General features: G+C 70.1%; 15 protein-coding genes and 1 pseudogene. 9 read left to right on the top strand and 7 right to left on the bottom strand.

The genetic code is table 11. The features are described from left to right. On the bottom strand, positions 1–275 hold a 275-nt coding region (locus tag AB0M46_RS40485; RefSeq protein WP_363345193.1), incomplete at its 3' end, for a TetR family transcriptional regulator. Positions 276–941: 666 nt separating this feature from the next. Here AB0M46_RS40485 and AB0M46_RS40490 point away from each other — a divergent pair. Then, positions 942–1589: a hypothetical protein gene (locus tag AB0M46_RS40490; protein WP_363345194.1), complete on the top strand. Its 648-nt coding sequence runs from the start codon at positions 942–944 to the stop codon at positions 1587–1589. Positions 1590–1647: 58 nt separating this feature from the next. Here AB0M46_RS40490 and AB0M46_RS40495 read toward each other — a convergent pair whose 3' ends face one another. Further along, entirely contained in the window at positions 1648–2652 is a 1005-nt protein-coding gene (locus AB0M46_RS40495) for a hydroxyacid dehydrogenase (protein ID WP_363345195.1), read from the bottom strand. A 197-nt stretch (positions 2653–2849) separates the two neighbouring features. Between AB0M46_RS40495 and AB0M46_RS40500 the strand changes: the two genes are divergently transcribed. From AB0M46_RS40500 to AB0M46_RS40510, 3 genes are all read left to right on the top strand, one after another. Continuing rightward, complete coding sequence (locus AB0M46_RS40500) at positions 2850–3848, top strand: ABC transporter permease subunit (RefSeq protein ID WP_363345196.1); 999 nt, start codon at positions 2850–2852, stop codon at positions 3846–3848. Further along, a complete protein-coding gene (locus tag AB0M46_RS40505) occupies positions 3845–4762 on the top strand; it encodes a carbohydrate ABC transporter permease (protein ID WP_363345197.1) in 918 nt (305 codons plus the stop codon). The genes AB0M46_RS40500 and AB0M46_RS40505 overlap by 4 nt, the downstream gene beginning before the upstream one ends. A gap of 62 nt (positions 4763–4824) precedes the next feature. Then, complete coding sequence (locus AB0M46_RS40510; protein WP_363345198.1) at positions 4825–6480, top strand: hypothetical protein; 1656 nt, start codon at positions 4825–4827, stop codon at positions 6478–6480. A gap of 65 nt (positions 6481–6545) precedes the next feature. Here AB0M46_RS40510 and AB0M46_RS40515 read toward each other — a convergent pair whose 3' ends face one another. Continuing rightward, positions 6546–7682 (bottom strand): LacI family DNA-binding transcriptional regulator, encoded by a 1137-nt coding sequence (locus AB0M46_RS40515; protein ID WP_363345199.1) that lies wholly within the window; start codon positions 7680–7682, stop codon positions 6546–6548. Between AB0M46_RS40515 and AB0M46_RS40520 the strand changes: the two genes are divergently transcribed. The 3 genes from AB0M46_RS40520 (at position 7659) to AB0M46_RS40530 (ending at position 10585) form a co-directional block, all read left to right on the top strand. Then, a complete protein-coding gene (locus AB0M46_RS40520) occupies positions 7659–9491 on the top strand; it encodes a DUF2264 domain-containing protein (RefSeq protein ID WP_363345200.1) in 1833 nt (610 codons plus the stop codon). The two genes, AB0M46_RS40515 and AB0M46_RS40520, sit on opposite strands and share 24 nt — an antisense overlap. Before the next feature lie 93 nt (positions 9492–9584). Continuing rightward, positions 9585–10265, top strand: a complete 681-nt coding sequence (locus tag AB0M46_RS40525) for an NAD(P)H-dependent oxidoreductase (protein ID WP_363345201.1) — start codon at positions 9585–9587, stop codon at positions 10263–10265. Beyond that, complete coding sequence (locus AB0M46_RS40530; RefSeq protein WP_363345202.1) at positions 10262–10585, top strand: multidrug efflux SMR transporter; 324 nt, start codon at positions 10262–10264, stop codon at positions 10583–10585. The genes AB0M46_RS40525 and AB0M46_RS40530 overlap by 4 nt, the downstream gene beginning before the upstream one ends. A 45-nt stretch (positions 10586–10630) precedes the next feature. Here AB0M46_RS40530 and AB0M46_RS40535 read toward each other — a convergent pair whose 3' ends face one another. From AB0M46_RS40535 to AB0M46_RS40550, 4 genes and pseudogenes are all read right to left on the bottom strand, one after another. After that, the gene (locus AB0M46_RS40535; protein WP_363345203.1) at positions 10631–11260 is read right to left on the bottom strand and encodes a helix-turn-helix domain-containing protein; all 630 of its coding nucleotides are present in this window, start codon (positions 11258–11260) and stop codon (positions 10631–10633) included. Positions 11261–11701: 441 nt separating this feature from the next. Next, positions 11702–12004 carry a hypothetical protein gene (locus tag AB0M46_RS40540; RefSeq protein WP_363345204.1) on the bottom strand — a complete coding sequence of 101 codons (303 nt, stop codon included), beginning with the start codon at positions 12002–12004 and terminating at the stop codon, positions 11702–11704. A gap of 84 nt (positions 12005–12088) precedes the next feature. Continuing rightward, entirely contained in the window at positions 12089–12496 is a 408-nt protein-coding gene (locus tag AB0M46_RS40545) for a hypothetical protein (RefSeq protein WP_363345234.1), read from the bottom strand. Between the two features lie 20 nt (positions 12497–12516). Next, positions 12517–12864: pseudogene (locus AB0M46_RS40550) on the bottom strand (RHS repeat-associated core domain-containing protein); the annotation flags it as partial. Positions 12865–13294: 430 nt separating this feature from the next. Between AB0M46_RS40550 and AB0M46_RS40555 the strand changes: the two are divergent. Beyond that, a complete protein-coding gene (locus AB0M46_RS40555) occupies positions 13295–13864 on the top strand; it encodes a TetR-like C-terminal domain-containing protein (protein ID WP_363345205.1) in 570 nt (189 codons plus the stop codon). Between the two features lie 88 nt (positions 13865–13952). After that, a complete protein-coding gene (locus tag AB0M46_RS40560) occupies positions 13953–14759 on the top strand; it encodes an alpha/beta hydrolase (protein ID WP_363345233.1) in 807 nt (268 codons plus the stop codon). Positions 14760–14812: the final 53 nt, after the last annotated feature.

The raw sequence follows: 14812 nt of genomic DNA on the forward strand, positions 1-14812 counted from the left end.
GCCCGCCGGCCCCGCTCGTGCCGCCGCCACGCCTCCCGCACCGCCGGCTCGACCGCGGCCGCCTCCTCGAACGCGCGCAGGAGCGGGTAGCCGCGCAGCAGGGACTCGACGACGTCGTCGCCGGCGTCGGCCGGGCCCACCGCGGCGAGCAGCAACCCGGGCTTGTCGGCCACCGCGTACACCGACCGGGGCGTCACGCCGGCGTCCTCGGCGATCGCGGCGATGGTCGTGGCCGCGTACCCGTGCCGCGCGAAGAGCCGCCCCGCGGCGGCCATGATCGCCGCCCGGGTGGCCGTGGCTTGCGCGACACGCCGTGGAGCGTGATATGCGCGACTCCGATTCGATGCAGTCATCCTCACCTCATTTCACGCTGACTGTACCGAACCTGCTTCCCCTGCTGCAGCGGCTCTCTACGTGATCTGCACGACCTCGCCACCGTCTACAAAGTCCACAGTAGACGAGCACAGACTTCCGGAAGTTCATTGAAATCTCGGCGAAACCCTTTGTTTGCCCGCCGTTCAGACGTACTGTCTGATGAGTCAAACGAGCCCCAGGAGGTGAACGACATGGCGAAGAAGTCGAAGAAGGACAAGAAGAAGAACAAGAAGAAGAAGTAAGTTCTCCGCCGATTCGCCGCCCGGGGCCACTCCGGGCGGCTCGGTCGGCCCCGTCGGGGTGGTGCTGGACCCGCGGGCCACCCGCGCCACGACCCGCCGCCGGCGCTTGCGCAGCACCCCCTCGCGCGCCGCACCCAGCAGCCCGGTGGCCACCCGCGAGCGCCTCGGTCGCCCACGGCACGCGCACGACGCCGAGCACCTGCTTCGACTCCGCGTTCGCGCCCCTGGGCGTCCCTCGACGCGCGAGAGCGCGCGGCGCTGCTCGCGCTGGAGCTGAGCCGCTTCGCCCCGGCAGACCCGAGCCGCTCGCCCGTCACCGGATGGGTGGACCACAGTCTCGCCGAGCTGGAGAGCATCCTGGAGCCGCAGCGCGACAAGTCGCTGCGCGCGCTGCAGGACCCAGCGGTCCTCGCCGCGATGTCCACCCGGGTCGGCGGCCAGGTCAGTGCGGACCAGTCGCTCGTCTGGATCGTCGAACTGCTGCTGTTCCCGGTTACCTGGGTGCTGCGCGGCGCGGTGGCGCTGCTGCGCCGCACCTATCTCGCGCTGCTGCGCCCGGACGCGATCCGGGCCGTACACGCCGCCGACGCCGCTGCGGCGCGCGTCGCCGGCTCGGCGGCGGTCGCCGAGGTACTCCTCACCCGGTGGCTGACGCCGTCGATCGTCACCGTGCTGCGCCGCGACGCCAAGGCCGGCGACCACGCGGGCGCGGCCGCCTGGGCGCAGCGCCGGGGGCCGGTGCTGCCGCTCGTGGCGGCCTGGCCGGCGCTTGCCGCCGCGGTCCGCGCCGCCCACCCCGTGGCGCCGGCCGACGGCGACGGTGGCGCGGGCGAGTACCCGCCCCCGCTCGGCCAGCGGGTGGCGGCGCTGCCCCCGGAGGAGCCGGGCGAGCTCGACCTGGACCCGTCTGGCACCGACGCCGAGCTGGAGCCGGTCTACCGGCGCATGGTGGGCGACCTCAGGGCCGGCTGAGCAGGGGTACCACGCGCAGCGCCCGGGCTACGCTGACGAGCAACTCGCAGGCAATTCCTCAGGCGAGCTGGCCGAGCTGGTCGGCGTGGACCGCGCCGTGCAGCGGCTCGCCGGCGACGAACCGTTCGACCTCGGCGACGGCGAACTCGCCCAGCCGGCGCACCTCGCTGCCCTGCACACCGGCCAGGTGCGGGGTGATCCAGACGTTGGCCAGCCCGAACAGCGGGTGGCCCGCGGGCAGGGGCTCGGGGTCGGTGACATCCAGGCAGGCGTCGATCCGTCCACTCGCGCACGCCCGGGTCAGCGCGTCCGTGTCCACCAGCGAGCCCCGCGCCGTGTTGATCACGAGGGCGCCGTCGCGGAGCAGCGCGAGCCGCCGCTCGTCGATGAGGTGGCGCGTCTCCGGCAGCTGCGGCGCGTGCAGCGTCAACACATCGCAGCGGCGGCACAGCTCGTCGAGATCGGCCAGCTCGGCGCCCAGTTCCGCGGCCCGCGCCCGGTCCAGGTAGGGATCGGCGACCAGCACCCGGTACCCGCCGGCACGGAGCCGGGCGATCACCCGCCGGCCGATCCGCGACGCGCCGACCACGCCGATCACCCGGCCGTCGTTGCCGATCCGCTGCTCGAAGGGTGCGTACCGGCCCGTCGCGTACTGCCGAGCCAGCCCGAAGGCGCGCTTGCCCGCCAATGTGACGACCGCGAGCGTGAAGTCCACGACGGGCTCGGCGTTGGCGTCCGCGGCGGAGGACACGACGATCCCTCGGGCGAACACCTCCGGGCCCACGTGCCCCTTGACCGAGCCGGCGGCGTGCACCACCGCTCGCAGTTTCGGCGCGGCGTCGAGCACTGCCATGGTCAGCGGCGGGCATGACCATCCGGTCACCAGGACCTCGACCGTCTCCATGCCGCGGCGAGCCGCCGGATCGTCGAAGCTTTCCACCGCCTCGGTCCCGGCGAGCCGCAGGACGCCCGCGAGCCGGGCCATGAGGTCCTCCGGCAGGACCGCGGAGGTCACCGCGCGGGACATCGCGATCATCCCGACAGGGCGCTCGGCCTGACGCACGGCGTCTCCGTTCGATAGAAAACGTCTCCTGTGATGAGCGTGAACATTAACCAGTCAAGGAGACCAGGTCAAGCGGCATATAGATGGGGAAGTGTTTCGGATCGGTGTCGGACTCTTGACGTCTTTGTAGAAAAGCTTTTACCTTGGTCGAACGTGTGGTCCAGGCCACAAGTCGCTTCGTCGGCGAGGAGGTGCAGGTGTCAGCGCAAACTCGAGCGGAGACGGCCGAGCTCGACGCGGCGGGGCCGGCCGGCGGCGCGGCGGCCCGGTCGGGACCGGCCAGCCCGCCGCGCCGGGCCCGGTATCAACGGTGGCGTCGCGACCGGATCCTGGTCGCGTTCATGGTCCCCGGGCTGCTCTACTACGCGATCTTCCACTACGGCGCCCTGTTCGGCAGCGTGCTGGCCTTCCTGGACTACGTGCCGTTTCTCGGCCTGTCCGGCAGCCGGTGGATCGGCCTGGACAACTTCCAGCAGCTGTTCGGCGACGCGGACTTCTGGCGCGCCACCGTGAACACCCTGGAGATCGCCGTACTGCAACTCGTCTTCTTCTTCCCCGCGCCGCTGGCGCTGGCGCTGCTGCTGCACAGCCTGACCCACACGAGAGTCAAACGCTTCGTGCAGAGCGTGGTGTACCTGCCCCACTTCGTCTCGTGGGTGATCGTGATCGCCCTGTTCCAGCAGATGCTCGGGGCCACCGGCGTCCTCAACGGGTTCCTCGCCGACAGCGGGCTGCACACCGTGAACATCCTCGGCAACCCGGACGCCTTCAAACCGATGGTGGTCGCCCAGGTCATCTGGAAGGACACCGGCTGGGGAACGATCATCTTCCTGGCCGCGCTGACCCAGGTCGACGAGCAGTTGTACGAGGCGGCCGCCCTCGACGGCGCCAGCCCGTGGCGCCGCTTCTGGCACGTGACCCTGCCGGCGATCCGCCCGGTGATCGTGCTGCTGCTGGTGCTGCGACTCGGCGAGATCCTCTCGGTCGGCTTCGAACAGATCCTGCTGCAGCGCGACGCGGTCGGCCCGCGCACCGCCGAGATCATCGACACCTTCGTCTACTTCCACGGCATCCAGGACGGCAACTTCGGGCTCGCCGCCGCCGCTGGGCTGTTCAAGGGCGTGATCGGCGTCGTGCTCGTCTACGCCGCGAACAAGATCTCCCATCGGCTGGGTGAGTCAGGGGTGTACCAGTGAAGCTCCAACACCGCGACAACAGGCGCGGCGCGGGCCGTCCCGCCTGGCAGGAGGCTCCGCATCCGCTCACCAGCACCGCCAAGGCGGCGGCGATCGTCGTCGTGCTCGCCCTGGTCGCGGTTCCGTTCCTCGTGGTCGTGTCCACCAGCCTGGCCGCCCCGGCCGATGTCGTGGCCAACGGCGGCTGGGTCATCTGGCCCGAGCATCCGTCCCTGGCCGCGTACAAGGAGATCCTCTCCGGCGGCATCGTCGGCCGCGCCACCGTGGTCAGCCTCGGCGTGACCGTGGCCGGCACCGCGTTCAGCCTCGCCGCGACTGTCCTGCTGGCCTACGCGCTGAGCCGGCCGGCCGTGTTCGGCGGCAAGCCGATCATGCTGGTGGTGCTGTTCACGTTCCTCTTCCCGCCCGGCATCATCCCGGCGTACCTGGTGGTCAAGGAGACCGGGCTGCTCAACTCCTACGCGGCCCTCATCGCCCCGGTGCTGGTCAACACGTTCAACCTGGTGGTGATGCGCGGCTTCTTCCAGTCACTGCCGGCGGAACTCTACGAGGCGGCGCGCATGGACGGCGCGTCCGAGTTGACGATGCTCTGGCGGATCACGATCCCGCTCTCCCGGGCCGTCCTCGCCGTGGTCGGACTGTTCTACGCCGTCTCGTACTGGAACTCGTGGTTCAACGCCCTCATCTACATCGACGAGCCGTCCAGATGGCCGCTGCAGCTCGTCCTGCGCACCTACGTGCTGGCCGGCGGGCAGCTCGCCGACCCGTCAGCGGGCGAGGCGGGCCTGCTTTCCGCACCGCAGACCGTGCGGATGGCGGTGGTGGTGCTCGCCACCATCCCGATCGTGCTGGTCTACCCGTTCCTCCAGCGCTTCTTCGTCAAGGGCGTGCTGAGCGGGGCCATCAAGAGCTGATCCTCCACGCCCGCGCACCCACACCCCTGTCGCGCCGGCCCCAGAGAAAAGGAAGCCTTCCCATGACCCGGTCCCCTGAACTGTCCAGACGCGCGCTGCTGCGCGCGATCGGGATGGGCGCGACGGCGCTCGCCGTGCCGTCGCTGCTCGCCGCATGCGGAGACGGCGGCGGCGGAGGTTCGGTCGGCAACGCGGGCACCGACAAGGTCCCGTGGCCGACGTACCAGCCCTTCGCCGGCCCGCCCCCGGATCTGCCCGGCACCGCCGAGGGCGTGCAGGCCGGCTACACGAAGTACCCGAGCGACCTGGTCAGCTCGGTCAAGGCCACGCCGGGCGACAAGACCAAGGTCAAAGCCGTGGCCATCACGTACGGCACCCCGCCGAAGCCCGCCGACCAGAACAAGCTCTGGAAGGCCATCAACGACGCACTCGGCATCGACCTGGAACTCACCCTCGTGCCGGACGCCGACTTCGACGCGAAGATGGCCACCCTGACGGCGGGCGACGACCTGCCGGACATCATCAGCATCGGCGGCGGCCACCGGCTCCCGCGCGAGCTGGAGTTCGTGTCGGCCAAGTGCGCCGACCTGTCGGACTTCCTCGCCGGCGACAAGATCAAGGCCTACCCGAACCTGGCCAATCTGCCGCCGTACACCTGGCAGGGCATGGGCCGGATCAAGGGCCGGATCTTCGGCATCCCGCTGGAGCGGCCGCTGCCGGCCTCTGCGATGTTCATCGATCGCAGCGCCTTCTCCTCGGTCGGCGCCAACGACAGCACCTGGTCGAAGGACGAGTTCGCCACCGCCGTCAAGGCGCTGAGCAAGAACAAGCAGTACGGCCTGGGTGCCCAGAAGGCCAACCAGTTCGGCCTGCGACAGTTCCACGCCGCGGCGTTCGGCGCCCCGAACAACTGGAAGATCGATGGCGGCAAGTTCATCAGGGCCGAGACCCTGCCGGAGTTCAAGGACGCGCTGGCCTTCGTCCGGGAGCTCTTCGCCGCCGGCGCCTACTACCCGGACACCATGTCCCTCAGCGTTCCCGACACGAAGACCTTCTTCAACAACGGCACCTTCAAGAGCATGACCGACGGGCTGGCCGCGTTCCAGCCCGCGGTGATCGGCGTCAAGGGTGCCTACCCCGTGGATCTCGCACTGCCGTACAAGGCCGGCGCCAGCGGGCCGTACATCGTCGCCGGCACCGGCAACTTCGGCTACACCGTGCTGAAGAAGGCGCCGGCGGAACGCATCCAGATGCTGCTGCGGGTGCTGGACTACCTGGCCGCGCCGTTCGGCACCAAGGAGTACGAGCTCACCCACTTCGGCGTGGAAGGCGTCCACTTCACGCGGGCCGCAAACGGCACACCGACCCCCACGCCGCTGTGGGCCAACGGCGAGAACAACGTCAATCTGCCGATCATCTACCTCGCCGAGGCGCCCCGGGTGCTGTACTTCTCCGGCGTCGACGCCGACTCGGTCAAGCGGCTGCACGCGTGGGAGACCAAGGCGGTACCCCTCGGGCTGAAGGATCCATCCGCCGGCCTGGTCTCCGACACCCGTAGCCGCAGCGGCGTCACGCTCGACAAGGTGCTCAACGACGGCATCAACGACATCGTGACCGGGCGCGCGCCGCTGACCAACTGGGACGCCATCCTCAAGAAATGGCGTGACGACGGCGGCGACAAGATGGCCGAGGAGTACGCCAAGGAGTACGCCGGTTAGGTCAGCGGACCGGGGGGATTCGCGCCGGGCGGCGAGCGGCCATGCCGCGACACGCCCGGCGCGAATCAGGCGCCGATCTGGCGGACCGAACCGCGCACCACCACGTGGGTTCCGAGCATCACATGCTCACGCCCGGACGCCTCGCTGGAACGCTGCGTCGCCAGCTTCACCGCGGTTCGCCCCAACTCCTCCTGCGGAACCCGCACGGACGTCAGCGGCGGATTGAAGTCGACCGCGTTGGGGATGTCGTCATAGCCGACGATCGAGACGTCCTCGGGAATGCGCCGCCCGACTTCGCGCAGCGCCGCCATCGCGCCGGACGCGACGCCGTCATTGCCCGCGAAGATGGCGGTGAACCGCGTCCCCGATGCCAGCAGCGCCCGCGTGCGCCGGTAGCCGCCCTCACGGTCCCAGGGCCCGTGGCTGATCAGCGCCGGGTCGACCGGCCGGCCGTACGCCGTCAAGGCCGTGCGGTAGCCCTCGACGCGCTGGTCGGAGGTGGTCAGCCCGACGGGTCCGGCGATCATGAGAATGTCGCGGTGGCCCGCCGTCAGCAGATGCGTGGTGGCCGCGTGCGCCCCGCCGACATTCTCGTACTCGACGGTGATCGCGGGGAAGTCCGGGCCCAGCGACGGCCGGGCGCACAGGACCAGACGGCTGCCGGCGTCCTCCAGCCCCTGGGCATACCGGCGCATCCGCTCGCGGTAGTCGTCGTTCTCCACCACCCCGCCGGCCAGGATGACGGCATCGGCCCGCTGCTCCCGCATCAGCCGCACCACATCGAGCTCCCGGTCGGGATCGGCGTGGGTCGTGCAGACCAGGCAGAGACGGTGGGCCTCCGTCGCCTGCTCCTCGACACCGGCGGCGATGCGGGCGAAGAACGGCGTGGTGACCTCGGCGACCACGAGCGCGACCACCTTCGACGTCGCACCGTGCAGCGCCCGGGCATGGGCGTTCACCACATAGTCCAGCTCGCGCACCGCGCGCTGGACCCGCTGGCGGGTCTCGTCGGCGACCGGGTAGTCACCGGAGAGCACCCGGGACACGGTGGCCATCGAGACGCCGGCTCGCGCGGCGACATCCTTGATGCTCGGCCGTTTGTTCAACCAACACCTTCCCTGGTCCGGACCAATAGAAACGCTTGCGAAAAGCTTTACTACAGACCTACGCTCCGTAAAGTGTCCACGCTGGCGCAACTCCACGGAACACCGGCCCCGCAACTGACCGGCACCCACGACGGATGGGCACAGGCGCTGCTCGCCGTGACCGCACCGGCCACCCGGCTCGCGTCCCTCGGGCCCGACCGCCAACCCGTCTGCGCCTCCTCGAACGACCCGGGCGCGACCTGGCTGGAGCTGGTGGCCCGGCCGCTGTGGGGCCTCGCCGCACACGCCGCCGGCGGCGGCCGCGCCGACGAGCAGTGGCACAACGTCCGGCACAGCCTCCTCGCGGCACTCGACCCGCGCCACGACTGGTACGCCGGGCCACCCAGTGGCCAACGCCTCGTCGAGTCCGCCGCGATCGGCTACGCACTCGCGATCGCGCCGCGGGAGCTCTGGGACCCGCTGACCGGCCGGGACCGCGACGTGCTGGTGCGCTGGCTCAGCGACGCGACGCAGGCGACGCCGTACGACAACAACTGGCACTTCTTCCCCGTGCTCGCCGGGCTCGGCCTGCAACGGCTCGGCATCGCCACCGACGCGACCCGGCGGCGGGCACACCTCGACCGCCTGGAACGGTTCGCGCTGTCCGACGGCTGGTACAGCGACGGCGACGACGGCGGCCGCGACTACTACAACCCGTTCGCATTCCACTGGTACGGCCTCGTGCTGACCGGGCTCGACGCGCTCGAGCCGGAGCGGGCGCAGCGACTGACCGAACGCAGCCACAGCTTCGCCGGGCAGTTTCAGCACTGGTTCGCCGCCGACGGCTCATCCGTGCCGTTCGGGCGCAGTCTCGGGTACCGCTTCGCGCAGGGCGCGTTCTGGGGCGCGCTGGCCTTCGCCGGTGTACCGGCTCTGCCCTGGGAACGCATCCGCGCCCTGGCCGACCGGCACCTCGCGTGGTGGTGGCGACAGCCGATCGTCAGCGAGGACGGGCTACTCACCGTCGGCTACGGCTATCCGAACAGCGCGGTCGTGGAGCAGTACCTCGGCGCCGGCTCGCCGTACTGGTCGACCAAGTTCTTCCTGCCCCTGGCCCTGCCCGCCGAGCATCCCTTCTGGAGCACCGCGGCCGCTGCGGGATCCGCGCCCGTGGATGCGGACGTGGTGAGCGCGCAGGCCGCGCCACGGGTCGTCATCAGCCGGCATCGGGGGGATGTGGTGCTGCTCAACGGGCAGGGATGGCGCGACTGGGCGCGCGGCGGTGCCGCGAAGTACGCCAAGTTCGCCTACTCCACCCGGGCCGGATTCAGCGTCCCCGCCGGCGACCGGAGTCTCGCCGCCGGCGCCTTCGACAGCATGCTGGCGCTCAGCGACGACGCCGGGCGGCGCTGGCGGGCCCGCGAAGAGGTGGACGAGTCCCGCGTCGAGGGAAACGTCGTCTGGACCAGGTGGTCGCCGTGGGCGGACGTGACCGTGCAGACGTACCTTGCGCCGTTCCGCGACGGCTGGCACGTCCGGCTGCACCGGCTCACCACCGGCCGGGCGTTGACGGGTGCCGAGGGCGCGTTCAGCCTGCCGTGGCTCACGTTGGGACAGGATCCGGCGGCGCTTCGCAGCACGGACGACGTGGGCGCGTGCGGTGCAACGGCCGGCGGGCTGACCAGTGTCATCGTCGACCTCGACACTGACACTGACCGCGTCCGGACCGGCGAGCTCGTCGCGCCCATCGCCGGCACGAACGTGCTGCACCGGCGCACGGTCCTGCCCATGCTTCGCGCCGACTACCCCCCGGGCGAGCACCACATCCGCACCGCCGTGTACCTCGGCGATGAGCCGCCGCAGCTCACCGAGGAAACCGTCACCGCGCTGCGCGACCACGCCGCGTCGGTCCGAGCGCATACGTGACGCACGCAACTGGACGATGCGTCCAGTTGCTGAGTACCTTGGGCGAACGGAACTGGACGATGCGTCCGGATCGCGATTCGTAGAGGAGTCGTCATGCCGCACCTGCTTCATCTCGACGCGAGCGCCCGCCGGGAGTCGCGTTCCCGCGCCTTGAGCGGGGCATTCGCCGCCGAGTGGCGAGCCGCCCACCCGGACGGCAGGTACACCTATCGGGACCTGGCGGCCCAGCCGGTCCCGGTTATCGGACAAGCCTGGACCGAGATCTGCGACTATGCGCTCGAGCACAGCATCACCGATCCGGGTCGCCTGACCGAGGGCGTCCGCACGGCGGAGCAGCGGGCGGCCTGGGCGGTCCTGGAGCCGTTGCTGACCGAGCTGATCTCGGCCGACGTGCTGCTGATCGGCACTCCGATGTACAACTTCTCGATCCCGGCAAGCCTGAAGCTGTGGATCGACCAGGTCACGTTTCCGCGCGCATCGCTGGACGTCAAAGTGGTGGTCGCCTCGGCCCGGGGCGGCACCTACGCGCCGGGCACGCCGCGCGCCCCCGTCGACCACCAGGAGCGCTACCTGCGAGACTTCTTCCTCGGACACTTCCAGGTGGCTGACGTCACGTTCGTCAACGCCGAGCTGGTGAACGCCACCGTAGACCCCATCCTGGCGCAGCACCGTGCGGCATACGAGCAGTCGTATGCCACGGCCAAGCAGCGCGTGGTCGAGCTCGCGCGCACCGTCGGCGCGGACGACGGCGTGACGACCGGGCAGCCGGCATGAGCTGGCTCGTGCTGGTGCTGGCCGGGCTGGTTGAGATCGCGTGGTCGCAGACCATCAAACCAACCCAGAACTTCACCCGCCCGCTGCCGACACTCATCTGCTTCGTCCTCGGCGCCTGCGCCGTATATCTGTTGTCCCGGGCAATGCAACACCTACCGGTCGGCACCGCTTACGCGGTCTTCACCGGCATCGGCACGATCGGCGCGATCGTCCTCGGCGTCGTCGTGCAGAAGGACCCGATCCAGGTCACCCGGTTCGTGGCCTTGGCGCTGATCATCGCCGGCGTCATCCTCGCTCGCGTCGCCGATCCGGCCGCGTGACGGCCGGCGCCGGACGTCCGGACCGCCGCCTCCAGCCGGCTTGCATCATCGGCGGCGGTCCGGCCCCGCATCGCCCGCAACGACGCGGTGGGCGAGGGCGCGCAGGGCGGCGGTGATCTGCTCGGGCGCATGGCGTTGCCCGCGCTGGAATGCGTACACCTCCGGGGCCAAGGGCGCCAGCAGCACGTCGACCAGCGCGTCGACCTCGGGCGCGCCGGACTCGACGAGCAGCCCGCGCACGTGCGCCCGCCAGAACCCGTAGGCGCCGGTGGCGAATCGGGCCGGCCCGATCTCGGCGCCGAGGACGAGCGGCAGGTGCTGTTCGAGCAGTTCCACCATCGCCGCGTAGAACGCGGCCAGCCGGTCCGCCGGGTGTGCGCCGGGACCCAGCGGCGGCGGGCCGGAGATGAGTTGCTCCTGCAGCGCGCGCTCGTGCTCGTCGAGCAGGGCCCGTGCGACCGACGCCGGATCCGGGTAGCGCCGGTACAGCGTTGCGCGCCCCACCCCGGCGGCTGTGGCAATGTCCTCCATGGTGACGGTTCGCGCGTCGCGCTCGGCGAACAGCTTCGCAGCGGCGGCCAGCACCTTCGCCCGGTTTCTGGCCGCGTCGGCGCGCTCCCCGCGGGCCGGGGCGTCGATCGGACTGCCCGTCAACAGGTCACGGCGGCTACTCATCGCAATAGCCTACCAATCGGACACGTCGTCCGGTTCGGCGGTTTCCGATGCTCACCGCCTGGATGCCGCCGGCGCGGCCCGCAGGAAGTTCCGCGACCCGCACGCGCCCGACCTCGGCAACACGACCGGGACGCCACGCGGAGCGGACAACGGTGAGCCACGCGTGGTAGCCCGTCGGATTCCGCGTGGGGAGTGCGCCGACCGGGGCGCTCACGGTGGCGCTGGCCGCCCGGGCACGGGGGATCCGGAAGTTTGGTCTGCATCTCCGATACGGCTGCGCCTGGCGGAGCACCGCTATTCAGCGGCGCGTCTTCCGGCATTGCAGCATCATTCGGCACCCCGCACGACGTTCCGCGACCGTAGTCGCGCGGCCGCTCGGCGGGTCCGCGCGTGGCTGTCGCCACACCTACCAGGTCTGTCTGCACGGTTGGGCTTTGTCGTTCAGTGGCGGTGCTTAATGGCCCGTCCGATGGCTATCACGGTCAGCACGGCGAGGACGAGGGCCACCGGCATGAGCACGAGGCCTACGACGAGCATGGCGTAAGTGCTGCCGGTGGACACAACGACGGCGAGTACGGCGAAGACGGCGCTGATCATGTATCCGATGCGGGAGGCGGTCCTGGCCAGCCGCTCGAAGGAGGGCCCGGCGGTCGTGCGCACCTTGGCCAACACCGGCTGCGAGGACACGCGCCACGCGGCCAAGCCGGTCGCTACACACAGCACGACGCAGAACACAAGCCACACGGCTTGGACGTAAGTGGGCACGGTGACCTCTCGGGGCTGGCCGGCCGTGTGGGATGCCTCCCGCATGGCCGATCTCAGATGTTGTCAGTTACAAGATCGCATAAGGGGATAGCCGTACACCGCGGCGACGGTCTGACCTGTTATCCAGTGGTACATGCGGATGACGGTGGAGCGGAGGGTTACGCCGTTGAGGCTTTTGCAGATGTTTCCGTACATGCCGGTCCCCGCGATGCCGATCAGTGCGCCGACCATGCCGGTCACCGCCATGGTGATTGTGGCGCAGACCGCGCCGGCCAGCGGCGTGCCGAACGTCGCGCAGATCATGAAGGCGGCGAAGCCGAGGACGCCCGCCATGATCGTCGAGCCGAAGACCGCGAAGAGGGCCAGTGAGATCCAGGTTTCGTTGTGGCTGAGTCGGCACCGGATGTTGTAGGTCTCGGTGACGATCCGGTGGACCACGACTTGCTCGAGGTTTTCCAGCTCCCCCGGCACGAGGCGTTGCCACTGACGTCGGTGCAGTTGACGCCGTCGCCAGCGCAGTAGTCGTAAGCGTTGGCGTTGCCGCCGTAGACCGAGTCGACGCTGCCGAACCGCCCCGTGGCGGGCGAGTAGACCCGTTCGCCCATCAGCATGGGCCCCCCGGGCGTATCCGCAGCCCGGCGCGCACTGCCGAGCCATCCGTACCGGTGTGTGCCGACGTCGCCCGCATTACGTGCGCTGCCGTACTTGTCCGTCTCGGCGGTGTACGCAAGGCCGTTCGTCCCGGTGACGGTACCCGCGACCAGATCGCCGTGAAGGTTCGTGATCTGCCACGTGATCGTCCCCGCGGAGCCGGTTCTGGTGCCGGACAGGCCAGCCATCGCGTTGATGATGCGCGTGTACGTGCCGTCGCCCTCGTTCGTCCAGCCGGGGCTGTCGGTGTCGCCGCTGTAGTGGTTGGTCTTGCTCACCGAGCCGATGGTGTTGTCCGTCCAGGAGCGGAACCGTTTGCCGGCCTTGTCGTAGTCGTGCGTCTAGGCCGAGAAGCTCGATGTATGGATGCGAATCTGGCCGAAGGCGTTCTGCCGCGCGTAGTCATGAACCAGCGTGCAGTCGGAGGCACCGCAGCCGACCTGCGTGTACTTCGCGACAGCCATCAATCTACTTGTCAGGTCGAAGTAGCTACTTCGCACCGGAGATGTCCGCGTGGCTGTTGCGGTAAGGCTGTGGTGATTCTCCGCTTCGTCAGGTTGCGAGGACCCCAGCGCTCCTAGGTATATTAGCAAATATCCTAGGGAGGTTAGGAAAACCATGCCGCGTGAGAGGCTCACCCCGGATGCCCTGGTGGCCGCAGCCGCTGACCTCGCTGACGAGATCGGCTTCGATCACCTGACGCTGTCAGCGCTCGCCAAGCGCTTCGGCGTCCGCGATGCCAGCCTGTACACCCACATCCGGGGCCTCGCCGACGTGCAAGAACGCGTGGCGATGCGCGCGCTCGGCGAATGGGCCGACGCGCTCGGCGCGGCGATCGCCGGACGATCCGGCCACGCCGCCCTCACCGCCTTCGCCGACACCTACCGGACCCTGGCCACCGGTCATCCCGGCCGCTACGCCGCCACCCGGCACCCGGTCTCGCCCGAGCGACTCGCCACATCGGGCAACGCCGCGCGCATCATCGACGTCTGCTACGCCCTCCTGCGCGGCTACGACCTGTCCGAACCGGACGCCACCGACGCCGTCCGGCTGCTGCGCAGCACCCTGCACGGATTCAGCGACCTGGAAGCCAGCGGGGGCTTCACCGCCGACCGCAGCCTCGACACCTCGTGGCGGCGAGCTGTCGAGACCCTGCACCACATCCTGACCAACTGGTCGAAAATCTAGACAGGAGAAGCCAATTTCCACCGGGACGCTGACCCTCAACGGCGCCACCATCGACTACGACCAGCGTGGCGACGAGGGCCCCCCGCTGCTGCTCCTGCCCGGCGGCTCCGGACACGCCGGCGTCCTCGACCGCCTCGTCGCGCACCTGGCCGGCTACTACCGCGTCGTCGCGATGTCCAGCCGCGTCGCCTCGGCAGCGCGACCCGACACCATCACCGGGGAACAGCACCCGAAGGTCCACGCCGAGGACACCCTCGCCCTGATCGAGAAGCTCTTCGACGAGCCACCGACCGTGTTCGGCTTCAGCGCCGGGGGCATCACCACGCTCGAACTCCTGGCCCGCCACCCTGAGCACGTCCACCTCGCGGTCGTTCACGAACCACCGGTGACCGTCCTCCTGCCGGACGCCGAGGGCCACCGCAGCGCCCTCGAATCGGTCCGAGCAGCCGCGCGCACCGACGGCCCGGCCGCGGCGGCACCGCTCATGACCGCCATCATGACGACCGCCGGCACCGACGCCACCCCGGCGGCGCTGCACCACTGCGGCGACTGGCTCGAAGGCTACGCCGACACACACCCCGAACCCCCGACCCCGCAACTGCTGGAGCTGTTCACCCGCCTCGCCGGCCTCCAGCCGCTCTTCCTCGAGCACATCCTGGTCCCCTTCGCCACCAACGAAGTCCAGCTGGCCGCACTCGACGCGGCGTCTGCACGCCTCATCCCGGTCGCCGGCATCGACTCCCGCGGCCAGCTGCCGTACCGGGCCGCCGCGGCACTGGCCGCGCGGCTTGACCTGCCCCTGACCGAGCTGCCCGGAGGTCACCTCGGTCCCGTCGAGCGGCCGACCCAGTTCGCTCACGCACTGAGGGCGCTGCTCAACGAACATCAAGGGTGACAAACAGGAGGACAGCCCGGACGCCAACCCGGTGCAGAGGTTCCCGTCGGCCA

Source organism: Dactylosporangium sp. NPDC051485 (assembly GCF_040682015.1).
Lineage (GTDB): Bacteria > Actinomycetota > Actinomycetes > Mycobacteriales > Micromonosporaceae > Dactylosporangium.

Coding starts and splice junctions, on each gene's coding strand:
- AB0M46_RS40555 (WP_363345205.1), top strand. CDS start 13,295: ATGCCGCGTGAGAGGCTCACCCCGGATGCCCTGGTGGCCGCAGCCGCT.
- AB0M46_RS40510 (WP_363345198.1), top strand. CDS start 4,825: ATGACCCGGTCCCCTGAACTGTCCAGACGCGCGCTGCTGCGCGCGATC.
- AB0M46_RS40530 (WP_363345202.1), top strand. CDS start 10,262: ATGAGCTGGCTCGTGCTGGTGCTGGCCGGGCTGGTTGAGATCGCGTGG.
- AB0M46_RS40535 (WP_363345203.1), bottom strand. CDS start 11,260: ATGAGTAGCCGCCGTGACCTGTTGACGGGCAGTCCGATCGACGCCCCG.
- AB0M46_RS40525 (WP_363345201.1), top strand. CDS start 9,585: ATGCCGCACCTGCTTCATCTCGACGCGAGCGCCCGCCGGGAGTCGCGT.